The 13,729-nt window shown below is 73.0% G+C and carries 11 protein-coding genes; 5 read left to right on the forward strand and 6 right to left on the reverse strand.

The genetic code is table 11. The annotated features are described in order from the left end of the window. Positions 1–10 precede the first annotated feature (10 nt). Positions 11–388, reverse strand: coding sequence for a GtrA family protein (locus ABH937_RS03820; protein WP_370217220.1), 378 nt, complete (start codon positions 386–388; stop codon positions 11–13). A gap of 202 nt (positions 389–590) precedes the next feature. Here ABH937_RS03820 and ABH937_RS03825 point away from each other — a divergent pair, with 202 nt between their 5' ends. The 3 genes from ABH937_RS03825 (at position 591) to ABH937_RS03835 (ending at position 6,244) form a co-directional block, all read left to right on the forward strand. Then, positions 591–2,165: an FAD-dependent monooxygenase gene (locus tag ABH937_RS03825; protein WP_370217221.1), complete on the forward strand. Its 1,575-nt coding sequence runs from the start codon at positions 591–593 to the stop codon at positions 2,163–2,165. A 306-nt stretch (positions 2,166–2,471) separates the two neighbouring features. Next, positions 2,472–4,892 carry a protease pro-enzyme activation domain-containing protein gene (locus tag ABH937_RS03830; protein WP_370217222.1) on the forward strand — a complete coding sequence of 807 codons (2,421 nt, stop codon included), beginning with the start codon at positions 2,472–2,474 and terminating at the stop codon, positions 4,890–4,892. Positions 4,893–5,236: 344 nt separating this feature from the next. After that, positions 5,237–6,244, forward strand: a complete 1,008-nt coding sequence (locus ABH937_RS03835; RefSeq protein ID WP_280691262.1) for a hypothetical protein — start codon at positions 5,237–5,239, stop codon at positions 6,242–6,244. A 251-nt stretch (positions 6,245–6,495) separates the two neighbouring features. On the opposite strand, the gene ABH937_RS03840 is transcribed toward ABH937_RS03835, so the two are convergent. Beyond that, a complete protein-coding gene (locus tag ABH937_RS03840) occupies positions 6,496–6,624 on the reverse strand; it encodes a DUF397 domain-containing protein (protein ID WP_370217224.1) in 129 nt (42 codons plus the stop codon). A gap of 96 nt (positions 6,625–6,720) precedes the next feature. Between ABH937_RS03840 and ABH937_RS03845 the strand changes: the two genes are divergently transcribed. Continuing rightward, positions 6,721–7,383 carry a DUF5919 domain-containing protein gene (locus ABH937_RS03845; protein ID WP_370217225.1) on the forward strand — a complete coding sequence of 221 codons (663 nt, stop codon included), beginning with the start codon at positions 6,721–6,723 and terminating at the stop codon, positions 7,381–7,383. Between the two features lie 30 nt (positions 7,384–7,413). Then, a complete protein-coding gene (locus tag ABH937_RS03850) occupies positions 7,414–8,184 on the forward strand; it encodes a TrmH family RNA methyltransferase (protein ID WP_370217226.1) in 771 nt (256 codons plus the stop codon). Here the strand turns inward: ABH937_RS03850 and ABH937_RS03855 are convergent. The 4 genes from ABH937_RS03855 to ABH937_RS03870 are packed head-to-tail and all read right to left on the reverse strand — an operon-like array spanning position 8,083 to position 13,535. Beyond that, positions 8,083–10,272, reverse strand: coding sequence for an FUSC family protein (locus tag ABH937_RS03855; protein ID WP_370217227.1), 2,190 nt, complete (start codon positions 10,270–10,272; stop codon positions 8,083–8,085). The two genes, ABH937_RS03850 and ABH937_RS03855, sit on opposite strands and share 102 nt — an antisense overlap. Positions 10,273–10,282: 10 nt before the next feature. After that, a complete protein-coding gene (locus ABH937_RS03860; RefSeq protein WP_370217228.1) occupies positions 10,283–11,587 on the reverse strand; it encodes an HTTM domain-containing protein in 1,305 nt (434 codons plus the stop codon). Further along, positions 11,584–12,231 carry a DUF5819 family protein gene (locus ABH937_RS03865; RefSeq protein WP_280691269.1) on the reverse strand — a complete coding sequence of 216 codons (648 nt, stop codon included), beginning with the start codon at positions 12,229–12,231 and terminating at the stop codon, positions 11,584–11,586. Before ABH937_RS03865 ends, ABH937_RS03860 begins: the two co-directional genes overlap by 4 nt. 50 nt (positions 12,232–12,281) lie before the next feature. Further along, positions 12,282–13,535 (reverse strand): rhodanese-like domain-containing protein, encoded by a 1,254-nt coding sequence (locus ABH937_RS03870; RefSeq protein ID WP_370217229.1) that lies wholly within the window; start codon positions 13,533–13,535, stop codon positions 12,282–12,284. Positions 13,536–13,729 lie beyond the last annotated feature (194 nt).

The following is a 13,729-nucleotide window of genomic DNA, read 5'->3' on the forward strand; positions in this document are numbered from 1 at the left end:
GGCCGGCCGCTCAGCCGCCCACCACCCCGCGCAGCACCACGAACCGCACCACCGTCCCCACCGCGTTCGCGCCCACCAGCGCCGCCAGTTCCTCGCCCCGGGTGGCCTGCGGGTCGACCGCGGCCAGCGCCGCCAGCACGCCGCTGCTCAGCACCAGCCCGACCAGCAGCGCGAACCCGCCGCCGAGTTGGTGGCGCAGCACGCCCTGCCGACCGGTCACCCCGAAGGTGAAGCGCCGGTTGGCGGCCGTGTTCGCGACGCCGGAGACCACCTGCGCCGCCGCGTTGGCGAGCAACGCGGGGCAGAGCTGCCGCAACCCCAGGTAGAGCAGCAGGTAGGTCGCCGTCCCCAGCGTGCCGACCACCGTGAAGCTGGCCAGTTGGCGCACCAACCTGGCTCTTCCCGCCTCCACTCGGCCCTTCCCCCTCGGCTCGTCGAACAGGGCGTCGAGCGCGGACCGTGCCCTGCCCCTTCACTGTGACTCTTCAGCGTTGTCCCGTCGATGAGATTCACAGCACCGGATGGGCCCGCGATGATGGGAAACTGAGAGCGGACTGAGATTGAGCGAGCGAGCACGGGGAGTTGAGCCCATGACGGATCAGCGAGACCAGCGTCCCGAGCAGCCGGCCGAGCGGCACGCGGCACCGGACTCCACCGCCGAGGTGATCGTGGTCGGCGCCGGACCCACCGGCCTGCTGCTGGCCGGTGACCTGGCCACGGCCGGCGTGGCGGTCACCGTGCTGGAGCGACGCGGCAAGGAGTCCAACCTCACCCGCGCCTTTGCCGTGCACGCCCGCACCCTGGAGCAGTTGGACGCCCGCGGGCTGGCCGACGAGCTGCTCGGCACCGGCACCCAGCTCGCCCAGCTGCGCTTCTTCGGCCGGCTGCGGCTGGACCTGAGCAGGCTGCCCACCCGCTTCCCGTTCATGCTGATCACCCCGCAGTCGCAGACCGAACGCCTGCTGCTGGAGCGGGCGGTGAAGGCGGGCGCGGTGCTGCTGCGCGAGCACCAGGTGACCGGGCTGCGGCAGGACGGCGACGGGGTGACGGTCACCTCGACCACCCCGCAGGGCCAGGTCAAGCACCGGGCCCGCTACCTGGTCGGCGCCGACGGCGTGCACAGCTCGGTGCGCGAGCTGGCCGGAATCCCGTTCCCGGGCGAGTCGGTGGTCAGCTCGGTGCTGCTCGCCGACGTCCGGCTGGAGCACGCGCCGCAGGACGCGCTGACGATGCGCGCCACCGAGGACGGGTTCGGCTTCGTGGCGCCGTTCGGTGACGGCTGGTACCGGGTGGTCGCCTGGGACCGGACCCGCCAACTGTCGGACGACGCACCGGTGGAGCTGGCCGAGGTCGCCGACATCGCCCGCCGCACCCTGGGCGTCGACTACGGCCTGCACGACGCCCGCTGGATGTCCCGCTTCCACAGCGACGAGCGCCAGGTGCCGCACTACCGCGACGGCCGGGTGCTGCTCGCCGGGGACGCGGCGCACTGCCACTCGCCGGCCGGCGGCCAGGGCATGAACACCGGGCTGCAGGACGCGGCGAACCTCAGTTGGAAGCTGGCGGCGGTGCTGCGCGGCCGGGCTCCCGAGTCGCTGCTGGACACCTATCAGACGGAGCGCCACCCGGTCGGCAAGGCGGTGCTGCGCAGCTCGGGCGCGCTGATGCGGCTGGGCCTGGCCCGCAGCGCGGCCAGCCGGGCGGCGCGCACGGTCGCCACCTCGCTGGCCACCTCCTTCGACCCGCTGATCACCCGGGCCGCCCGGACCGTCTCCGGGATCGGGATCAGCTACCCGGCCGCACCCGGCTCGCACCCGCTGGCCGGGCGCCGGATGCCCGATCTGCGGCTGGCCCAGGACGCCCCGGGCCAGCCGGGCCGGCTCTACGAGGCGCTGCGCGCGGGCACGTTCGTGCTGATCACCACCGACGAGCGGGCCCCGGGCGGCGCTCCGTTCGGCGGCCTGGAGCCGGCCGTCAGTGCGCCGTGGGCCGACCGCCTGGTGCACGCGGCGCCGGCCGACCCGCACGGCAAGCTGCGCTCCACCGTGCTGCTGGTCCGCCCCGACGGCTACGCGGCCTGGGCGGCGGCCGACCCGAGCCGGGCCGAGCTGCGCGCGGCGCTCACCCACTGGCTGGGCGAGCCCGGCGCCGCCGCGGGCGCCTGATATCGCCGGAACCGCCGGGCGGCCACGGATAGTCGACCGCCGGCGATCCGACCGCAGCCGAACTACTCGCCGGCGCAATGGACCAGACCAATCGCGCCGCCCGGGGAGCCGGCCACCGCATTCACCGTATAGAAACAGTCCTATTCAGTTCACATTCTTCGGATCAACACTTGACTGTTATTGGGGAGTTCATTACCTGATCAATACTCAACTCCCAGGGAACTTCTGGGATCTTCTTAGCAGCGTTCGATCCCCCAGAACGCCTGACCCCTGCCGGCCATGCACGCCGGCCAGAGGAGGATCCCAGTGCGACCCCGTCCCCTCGCGCTCGCCGCCGCGATAGCCCTGCTGCCGCTCTGCGCCGCCTCGCTGTCGGTCACCGCCGCCCAGGCCGCCACCCCCAACGCGACCCCCCGCGTGGCGCTGCCCGACACCGTGACCCCCGCGGTGTCCCACTCGCAGAAGCAGGGCGACGTCCCCGCCGCCCAGCAGATCTCGGTGGCGGTCGGCCTCAAGCTGCGCAACACGGCCGACCTGGACAAGTTCCTGGCCGACGTCGCCAACCCGGCCTCGCCGAACTACGGCCACTACCTGACCCCGGCCCAGTTCGCCGCCCGCTACGCGCCGACGCAGGCGGACGTCGACCACGTCGTCGGCTACCTGAAGTCGCAGGGTCTGACCGTCTCGGTCAGCGCCAACCGCCAGGTGATCGACGCCAAGGGCGGCAACGCCCAGATCGCGCAGGCCTTCGGCACGCACGAGAGCGCGTACTACGACGCCGCGGACGCCAAGCAGTTCTTCGCCAACGACAACGCCGCCTCGCTGCCGGCCGACGTCGCTTCGATAGTCGACGGGGTCTCCGGTCTGAACAACAAGACCGTGCGCACCCCGCAGTTGGCCAAGCCGAACGCCTCGGCTCCGATGGCATCGCCGAGCGGCTACGGCCCGAGCCAGTACGACGGCGCCTACAACCTGAACAAGATGGGCGCGGACGGCACCGGCGTGAAGGTGGCGCTCTGGGAGTTCGACGGCTACCAGGCCACCAACCTCACCACCTACGACAAGCAGTTCGGCCTGAGCGGCCCGGCGGTCAGCACCGTCCCGGTCGACGGCCAGAGCTACGACAGCAAGCCCGGCCAGGGCCAGGGCGAGGTCGAGCTGGACAGCGAGATCGTCCGCGGCGTGGCCCCCAAGGCCACCCAGCTGGTCTACGAGGCCCCCAACAGCGACCAGGGCGAGATCGACATGGCCGCCAAGATCGTGGCCGACGACCAGGTCTCGGTCATCTCGATCTCCTGGGGCGGCTGCGAGCCCGACACCACCCAGTCCTCGATGACCGCGGTGGACACCTCCTTCAAGCAGGCCGCCGCCGAAGGCATCTCGGTCTTCTCCGCCTCCGGCGACGACGGCTCGCGCGACTGCACCCGCTCCACCAGCGGCGCCTCGGTCAAGTCGGTCGACTTCCCGGCCTCGGACACCTACGTGACCGGCGTCGGCGGCACCAACCTCCAGCTCTCCGGCACCTCCTACTCCTCGGAGAGCGCCTGGACCACCGCCGGCGGCGGCGTCTCCACCGTCTTCGGCAAGCCGAGCTGGCAGACCGGCACCGGCGTCAGCGGCACCATGCGCACCGTCCCCGACGTGTCGTCGAACGCCGACCCGAACAGCGGCTTCGCCATCTACACCCAGGGCACCAGCAGCCCCGGCTGGCAGGTCTACGGCGGCACCAGCGCCGCGGCCCCGCTCTGGTCCGGCTACACCGCGCTGTTCAACCAGAAGGCCAAGGCGGCCGGCAAGGCCAACCTCGGCCAGGCCAACCCGGCGCTCTATTCGGTCGCCAACAGCAGCGCCTACGGCACCACGTTCCACGACGTGACCACCAGCGGCAACCAGGACTTCAACGCCGGCACCGGCTACGACCAGGTCACCGGCTGGGGCTCCCCGGTCGCCGACGCGCTGACCACCGCACTGCTCGGCGGCAGCAGCTCCGCCGGCGGCGGCAACACCGTCACGGTGACCGGCCCCGGCGCGCAGAGCGGCACCGTCGGCACCGCCGTCTCGCTGCAGGTCAAGGCGACTGACAGCGCCTCGGGCCAGAGCCTGACCTACTCGGCCACCGGCCTGCCGGCCGGCCTGTCGATCAGCACCTCGGGCCTGATCACCGGCACCCCGACCGCCGCCGGCACCTCCTCGGCGACCGTCACCGCCAAGGACACCACCGGCGCCACCGGCACCGCGACCTTCACCTTCACGGTCGCGGCCGCCTCCAGCTGCACCGCGGCCCAGTTGCTCGGCAACCCCGGCTTCGAGTCCGGCAGCGCCTCGCCCTGGCAGGCCAGCTCGGGCGTGGTCAACAGCGACCTGGGCAGCCAGCCCGCGCACTCCGGCAACTACGACGCCTGGCTGGACGGTTACGGCAGCGTCCACACCGACACCGTGTCGCAGACCGTCAAGATCCCGGCCGGCTGCCAGGCCGCCTTCAGCTTCTGGCTGCACGTGGACACCGCCAACACGGACTCGACGGCCGACGACACCCTGACCGTCCAGGCCAACGGCACCACCGTGGCGTCGTTCTCCAACCTGGACGCGGCCAGCGGCTACCTCCAGCACACGGTGGACCTCACCGCCTTCGCCGGACAGACCGTCACCCTGACGTTCACCGGCAGCGAGAGCGGCAACGGCCAGACCAGCTTCGTCCTCGACGACACCGCCTTGAACGTCGGCTGAGTCGCCCGTGCCGACCCTGAACGTCGGCTGATACTCCGCGTTGTTACCTGGTAGCTCGCTGACACCGAATTCTGAATAATCCCAGGTAGTGAGATCCCGCCGCTATCGGACCAGCGTCCGATAGCGGCGGGATTGTTGCATTCGCGTTTCGTCCGTTTGGAGATCCGAGCAAACCCGCGTGAAAGTAATTTGTCGTGACCACTGTCATAGCACGCGGTGGATGACGTAGCCTCTGATCCCTGCGTAAGGTTCCTGCAGCTCGGTGCCGTCCCCACAACGGCACCGAGCCGGTCCCGCCGCGTAGTCCTCGGACAGCTTGGCGGCTGGTGGGGAAGGTCATTCGCATGAGCACGTATTACCCGCAGAACACCGCTCATCTCCGCTTGGTGGAGCAGCAGCTGCCGCACGCGGTCGCGCTGCGCGAACTGCCCCCGTCGGCCGGCGCCGAGCGGCGGCCCGCTACCAGCGAGTTCGCAGCCACCCTGCACAGCGCGATCGAGGCCAGCGGGCTGAGCCTGGACCGGATCCGCACCGAGCTCGACCGACAGGGCGTCAGAGTCAGTGTGACCACCCTGAGTTACTGGCGACGCGGTCGCAGCCAGCCCGAACGGGCCTCCTCGGTCCGGGCCGTAGCGCTGCTGGAACAGCTGCTCGGACTGCCCAGGACCGCGCTGTCCGGCCTGCTGGGCCCGCCCCGCCCGCGCGGGCGCTGGGTCACCGGCGGCCCCCAGGACTGCCTGCCGGTGGCCACCATCTGGCCGGAGGAGCAGCGGATCGCCGAAGTCTTCGCGGAACTCGACGCGCCGCCGACCGGCGAACTGGAACGACTCAGCGTGCACGACGCCTGCTACCTGGACGCCAACCGCTTCGGCAGCCTGCTGAGGACCCGTCAGGTGGTGCGGGCCACCACCGCCGGCGTCTCCCGCTGCCTGGTGGTGCACCAGGCGGACGAGGACGCCGTCGGCTGCCCCGAACTCACCTCGGTCCGGCACGCCCGGCTCGGCCGGGTCCGCCGCTGCCCCGAGATCGGCCTGCTGGTCGCCGAGTTGCTGCTGGACCGCCCGCTCGGCCTCGGCGACTGCGCCGTCTTCGAGTACGAGGTGGAGCTGCCACCGGGCGGCCCGACCACCGTCTACGGCCGCCGCTTCGCGACGCCGGTGCGCGAGTACGTGCTCCAGGTGCACTTCGACCCCACCGCCGTGCCGGCCCACTGCGAACGCTACGAACGCGACCCGGGCGCACTGCAGGACCGGGTGCGCGAACGGCTCTGGATCGGCGCCTCGGCCAGCGCCCACGTGCTGGCCACCGACCAGCAGCCGGGGCAGCGCGGCATCCGCTGGGAGTGGGAGTAGGCCGCTGTCCAGCGCTTTGCGCAGAAAGCAGAACGCCTCACGCGGACGTGGACTGTCCGCCGCACCCACCGGGCGGGCCGTCCGGCCGGTGCCTTCGAGGCCGGTAAGGACGGCCCTGTGGCGTGTACCGGTACGGCTCCGGCACGTCCGGGTAGGCGGTGACCCACTCGTTGCAGCTGAAGCAGAAGCCCTGAGCTGCTTCCGGATCGACCATGATGGGCCGCTCACACAGCGGACAGTCCACGACTCTCCTACACGCTCAGGTCGTACTCTCCGGCCTTCACGGCGGCGACGAAGTCCGTCCACGCCGCCGGGGTCATGGTGACGATCTCACGTGGCCGGTCGCTGTCGCGGAGCGCGACCACGCCGGGGACGTTCACAGCCACCTCCGGGCACGACTTGCGCGCCGTGTTCTGGCAGGCCGCCGTCTTGACGAACTCGAACTCAACCGGGTTGACGGTGTCACTCCCAAGACTGTGGAACGCTGGCTGGCTGACGCCACATTGGTCCCACACCAGCGCAGCCGCACCGACGTCTGCACCGCACTAGGGGTTGATGAACGGATGATCTGGCCGAACTCAGTTCGGGCGAACCTCAAGACGGGTCACGACCGGGAAGTGTTCGCCGTCTACCCGTACCGCTCGGCCTGTCCCACGTCCGTCTGGTCCCAGCTGATCGATGACGCCACGTCAGAGATCTTCCTCGCCGGCTACACCAACTACTTCGTGTGGCTGGAACAACCGGCCCTGCACCAGAGACTGCGCCGCAAGGCGGAGGCCGGTTGCCGAGTGCGCTTCCTCCTCGGAGATCCGCAGTCGGCGACGACCCGCCAGCGCGAGGAGATCGAGAACGTGGCGCTCACCGTCTCCACCCGTATCCGGATCACCCTGGAGAACCTGGCCAAGCTCGCCGGAACGAGCGGTATCGAGGCCCGCTTCAGCGCGCCGGAGGACGGCCCCAACCACGTCAGCCTGTCGGTCTTCCGCTTCGATCACACCGCACTGGTGACCCCCCACCTGGCTCGCCTCGTCGGCCACGACTCCCCCATGATGCAGCTGCGCCGCTGTCAGGACGGAGGCATGTTCGACCGGTTCGCCGAGCATGCCGAAGAACTCTGGGAGCGGGGCACCCCGGCCTGAAGCGCCGGTTGGTCATGCGACAGTGCTCGTATGACCAACCACGATGACCCGGACCTCGCGCTGCGCCAGTGGCGGGCGGCGGCCGCGGATCCGTCCACCGTGCTGATCGACGGGTTCCACGCGCTCAAGCACACCCTGCGGTTCGGCGGCGAGCTGCGGCAGATCGTCACCACCGACCGGTCGGCGCTCGGCGAGCTGAGCCGCGCCCTCGCGCCCGACGTGGCGAAGGCGGTGCTCGCCGCGGCCGTCGAGGTCCCGCCGGCGGTGCTGCGCGAGGTGGTCGCCCGCCCGCACCCGACCGGGGTGGCCGCGCTGGCGGTGCGGCCCGATCCCGAGCTGGCGCTGGCCCGGCTGAGCGCGCTGCCGCGGCGGGCGCCCGTGGTGGTGCTGGACAACCCGCGCAACCTCGGCAACGTGGGCGCGGTGGTGCGGCTGGCGGCCGGCTTCGGGGTCACCGGCGTGGTCACCACCGGCGATCTGGACCCCTGGCACCCCACCGTGGTGCGGGCCGGCGCCGGGCTGCACTTCGCCACCGACGTGGCCCGGCTGCCGGCCGACCGGCTGCCGCCGGGCCCGCTCTACGTGCTGGACCCCGAGGGCGAGTCCATCCACAGCACCCGGCTGCCCGACCAGGCACTGCTGGTCTTCGGCTCCGAACGGCACGGGGTGAGCGAGGAGTTGCGCTCGCGCGCCGATGCCCTACTGGCGATCCCGATGCGCCCGCTGGTCTCCAGCTTCAACCTGGCCACCTCGGTCGGCATGGGCCTCTTCCACTGGCAGGCCCACACCGCCACCCGCTGACGGCGCGGGGCGGATCGCCCGCTCCAGCTCGTCGAGCGCCTGGAGCAGCAACCGGGAGCCGGCGCGCAGCACGTCCAGCTGCCCCGGCTGCCGGTCCAGTTCCCGTGCCCAGGCCCGCCGAGCCGCCCGCAGCGGCCCGAAGTCGGCCGCCGTCCCGGTCAGCACCGCCGCCCCGGCCGCCGCGGTCGCGCGCGCCAGTTCCTGCCCGAACTCGGCGGCCCCCGGCACCGGTTCGGCCTGCCGGCCGGGCAGGTGGGCCTCCATCAGCAGCACCACCCGGGAGAGGAGGCCGAGCGCCTCACGGGCTCGCCCCAGCTGCCCGAGACTCAGCTGCGGCGAGTGCACCCGGTGCCGCACCGGCTCGGCCGCCGCCCGCTCCCGCGCCAGCAGGAAGGCCGCCCGCGCCTCCCTGGCGTCCAGCAGCGCCCGCCGCACCGCCCGCGGGTCGCGCCCGGCCGGGTCGCCGTAGCCGGCCAGCACGGCGGCGGCGTACCGGCCCACGGCGGTGATCCACTCGGCGGTCCGCTCGGGCAGCCGCGCGGTCTCCCAGGTCGGGAAGAGCGCGTAGCCGAGCAGCGCCACCCCACCGCCCAGCAGGGTCATCAGGATCCGCTCCCGGGCGGTCTCCAGCGGCGCTCCGGGCTCCATCCCGAGCAGGAAGACCACGTAGGCGGAGACGCAGGTGGTCATCAGCGCGTAGCCGGTGCGCAGGGTCAGGTAGGCGCCCGCGATGCAGACCACGGCGAGCGCGCAGGCCGCCCAGTTCCCCGGATGCAGCAGCTCCACCACCCCGGTGGCCAGCAGCACGCCGACCAGGGTGCCCACCACCCGGGCCACACCCCGGCTGTAGGTCTGCCCGAAGTCGGGACGGATCACCATCGCGGCGGTCATCGCCGCCCAGTAGCTGTGGTGCAGGCCGGTCAGCCGGGCCAGTAGGTAGGCCGCGGTGACCACCCCGGACAGCCGCAGCGCGTGGCGCAACACCGGCGAGCCGGCCCGCAGTTGGTGGCGGACGGTCCGCACGGCCACCGGCACTATCTTGGCCAGGCCGGGCCGCAGCAGCGCGCCGCCGGAGCCGGCGATCGGCGTCTGCAGGGTGGACTCGGTGTTCTGGTCGAGGGTGCCGAAGGCCCGGTCGAGCAGCGTGGTGAGCCGGCGGGCGGCGCGCAGCGCGGGGCCGCTCAGCACCGGGTGGAGCGGGGCGGCCAGCGCGGTGGTGACGGCGCCCGGATAGCTGGGCGGGTCGCCGGTGCGGATCGCCCGGGCCAGCACGTCCAGCAGTTGGGCGGCGCCGCCCAGCAACTCCCTGACCCGGTCCCGCTCGGGGCCCTCGGCGGCCGCGCCGAGCTGCGGGTCGGAGATCGCGGCCAGGGTGGGGCGGATCCGCTCGGCCAGCCCGCGCAGCCCGCGCAGTTCCGGCGGGCGGCGGCGCTGCTGCCAGGGCGTCAGGGCCGCGGCGTGCCGGGCGGTCATCAGCGGGCCGGGGTCGATGGCGGCGTGCGGGTCCTGCCGCAGCCGGCGGGCGTAGTCGGCCAGCGAGGCGTACGCGTCGGCCAGCGCGTCCCGCTGGGCGCCCCAGTTCTTGATCGGCCAGAGCGTGATCAGCAACGCCTGGACCCCGCCGCCGAGCGCGCAGAGCAGCGCGTGCGCCACGGCGGTCGGCACGCTGACGGGCAGTTGGACCACCACCAGCATCACGGTCAGCGTGTTGGTGGCCACCACCCCGGCGGTCGGGCCGAGCGCCCAGGCCAGGCCCGCCGCGAACGCCCAGGCGGCGAGCAGCACCAGGAAGAGCCCGGTCACCGAGACCGCCAGGTAACCGAGGAACGTGCTGACGCCCAGGCCGAGACCCGCGGCCAGCGCCAGCGAGGGGCGTGGCCGGAAGCTGCGCTGGAAGGTCGCGGTGCCGGCGATGAAGGCGCCCATCGCGGCCGAGGTGGCCGGGCGCGGCCCGCCGATCGCGAGCACCGGGAAGACCACCAGCGCCACTGCCAGCGCCCCGCGCACCGCCCGGACCGGATCGCTCAACGCCCGTTCCAGGCGCAGGCCCGCGCGCCCGGTGTGGCGAAGGGCGGTGAGCCAGGGCATACCGGACAGTCTAGGTGGCCACCGGCCGCCGCCCGGCGGCGCCGAGGACCGAACGGACCCGCCCGCCCAGCCACACCAGCGCGCCGGTCGGCAGGAAGACGGCGTCGGCCGCGACCATCGCCAGCGAGAAGATCGGCAGGCCGAGCAGCACCGCGATTGCCAGGTGCTCGGTGATCATCACCGCCAGCAGCACGTTCTTCACCCGCCGGTTGACCAGCGTGAAGGGGAAGGCGACCTGCACCAGCACGGTGCCGTAGGAGCAGACGAAGACCAGCACCGCGCTGCCACCGAGCAGCGCGGACAGGCCCGGCCACGGCGTGAAGTAGTCCAGGTGCAGCGGGTAGTAGAGGGCGCTGCCGTCCTGCCAGCGCGAGCCCTGCACCTTGTACCAGCCGGCCGTCGAGTAGACCAGCACCACCTGCGCGGCGATCACCACCATCGCGCAGTGGTGCAGCATGGTGGCCAGTGCGTCCAGCACGGCCCGCGGCTCCCCGCCGGGCCACCGGCGCCCGACCAGCCACCAGAGCGCCGCGAACGCCCAGAGCGTCCAGAACAGCACCGACCAGCCGAGGTAGGGCCAGCCGTCGCCGCGCCAGGTCAGGTGTCCGGTCAGCTGAGCCGCCGTCAGCAGCGCACCGCCGAGCACCCAGAGCAGCACCCCGACCGCGTCACCGCCGCCGCCCCTGGCGCGCCGCCGGGCGTCCAGCGACCAGACCTCGGCACAGCGGGTGAAGACCAGGTAGATCGCCATCAGGTGGACGATGTTGTCGCCGCCGTCGCCGACCAGGATGTTCCGGTTCTGCACCGAGACCACGGCCACCAGGAAGAAGACCGAGCTGAACCTGGTCCGCCAGCCGAGCAGCAACAGCACCCCGGCCAGGATCGCCAGCAGGTAGCAACCCTCGAACCACCAGCCCTCGTCGCGCCAGACCAGCACGGTGAAGGCGTGGGTGTCGCCCAGCAGGTCGCGGGCCAGCCCAGGGCTCCACGGCGAGCGGTCGCCGTACAGCACCCGGCGATGGGGCCACTCGCGCAGCAGGTGCAGGGTGAAGACCAGGGCGAAGCCGATCCGCACCACGGCCGCCTGATGCCGGGCCAGCGGGCGGGCCGAGAAGGTGGTGCAGCCGGCCGACACGGCGTCCCGCAACTGCGCGCCCAGCCGCGGGCGAGGCGGCGGGGGAGACGGGGGAGCGGCGGCGGGCGCCGGGGCCACCGCAGTCGGGTCCGCCGCCGGGTCCGCCGGGGCCGGCTGGCCGCCCTGGCGCGGGATCCCGGCCAGCAGCCCCTCGGTCCCGGTCTCCGGCTGCCCGGTCATGACAGACCGCCGTAGTCCGCCGTGCTCACCGGCCACCAGGGGAGTTGCCGGTACTGCGGCGCGGTGGACCACTGCTGGGTGCTCCACGGTGGCGGCGCCACCGCCGTGGTGGCCGAGCGCAGTTCGATCCCGGTGACCGGGGCGCCGTCCAGACTCCGGCCGAGTCGCTGCAGCGCGATCCGCTTGAGGTACTCCTGGGCCAGCCCGCCGCGCTGCCCGACCGGATTCTCGTCCGAGGTGTGGCTGCCGTCGTAGAAGTCCCAGGCCCGGCGCAGCAGGTTCTGGTCGACGTGGCTGGGGATCGGGTTGCCGCGGATCGCCGCGATGTCCTGGGCCGTCAGGTCGACCCAGGCACCGTCCCCGGCGGCGCTGCGCAGCCGGGCCTCGACGCTGATGTTCTGCTGCAGCGGGTCGGGCGCGAAGAGCTTCCAGTTCTGCTCGAACTCGGGGTAGACCAGCCCGTCGACCTGGCTCTGGTACCGCTGCGAGAGCGAGTTGGGCGGCGCCACGCTCAGGAAGACCAAGCCGAGGAAGACGGCCGTGCCGAGCACCAGCGCCGCACCGCCGCCCACCAGCACCGCCAGCGCGGGCCGCGACCAGGCGCGTTCGGCGGCCGGCTCGCCCGGCTCGTCAGCGTCGGTCATCCGGCCCCTTCCTTCCCTGCCAGGGCCCTCCCCTGCCCAGGGCCAGCACCCTAGAGCACGTAGGCGTCTTTCCCCGAGCTGCTCACCATCGGGCGGCCGGCCTGGGCCCAGGCGAACATGCCACCGTCCACGTTGAAGGCCTCCCGCTCCTGCTGGCCGACGAGGTACTGCACCACCTGGGCGGAGCGGCCGCCGACCCGGCAGACCACGTACAGCGGGACGTCGGCCGGCAACTCGCCGGTGCGGGCGACGAACTCGCCGATCGGGATGTGCAGCGCGCCCTCGGCGTGCCCCGCGTCCCACTCGTCCTGCTCGCGCACGTCCACCAGGACCGCGTCGGCGGGCAGGCTCTGGACCTGGACGGTGGGGATCTGCTGGAACATGCGCGGGCTCTCCTGCACGGGTGTCGGCGGTACGGACGTCGGTGTCGGTGCCCCATTGTCCACCGGATCGGCCGGCAACCGGCCCAGTTCGGCCTGCAGGGCGGCGGCCTTGGCCAGCAGTTGCTCGGCCAACTCGGCCAGCAGCTGGTCCGGGTCGCCCGGGGCCAGCGCCAGCAGCGAGCCCATCGCGGTGGACTCCAGGCGGACCTGCTCGGTGGCCAGCTCGGCGATCCGCGCGGAGAGCCAGTCCAGCCGCTGCAGCAGCCAGGCGCCGCGGTCGGGGGCGGCGAAGTCGGGGGCGGACTCCGGGGCGGTGGACCACTCCTGGGTCAGCGACTCCAGCGCCGCCGCGTCACCGCGCGCGTAGGCCTCGTTGGCCCGGGCGATGAAGGCGGAGCGCCGCTGCTGCTCGGCCGGGTCGGTGGACAGGTCGGGGTGAGCCCGCCGGGCCAGCTCGCGGTAGAGCCGCTGGGCCTCCTTGCCGGGACGCACCCGCCGCGGCTGCTCGAGCTGCTCGTCGGCGGCAGTCCCGTCCGTCCCGTCCGTCCCGCCCGCCGCGGCCTCGGCGGCCCGCTGCTCGGCCTGCCGCACGCTGTCGAAGAGCGTGTCCAGGTCCGGCAGTTCGTCCACCAGCCGGCGCGCGTCCACCGCCCGGCGCAGGTCCTCGGGGCTGCCGGTGCGCGCGGCCACGGCCTCGGCGACCAGCGCCTCCAGCTCGTCGATCCGGGCGTAGAGCGGGCCCAGGCGCTCGTGGTGGATCAGCGCGAAGTTGTCGATCTCGACCCGCAGGGTCTCGACGTCGACCTCCAGCGTCAGCCAGGCCAACTCGGTGGCCGCGACCCGCTCCTCCAGCCGCTGCCGCTCCGGGTCCGCCCAGCGGACGGGACTCACCGCGGTCACCTGCTCGCCTCGCTCTGCCATCGTGTCCCGTCGTTCCCGTCGTCGTGCCACGCCGCCCTACCGCACCGCCGTACCGGCGGACGGGCCGCGTCGAGCCTACCCGGGCCGGGGAGCGGGACCGGGAGGGCCGCAGGGGCGGCGAGATCCGGCCAACGAAGTCATGGACAGGGCGTGCGGCAGGGCGCACGCTGGGTGACACGCAACTGATACCGAGG

The sequence above is a fragment of the Kitasatospora sp. GAS1066B genome (assembly GCF_041262605.1).
GTDB lineage: Bacteria > Actinomycetota > Actinomycetes > Streptomycetales > Streptomycetaceae > Kitasatospora.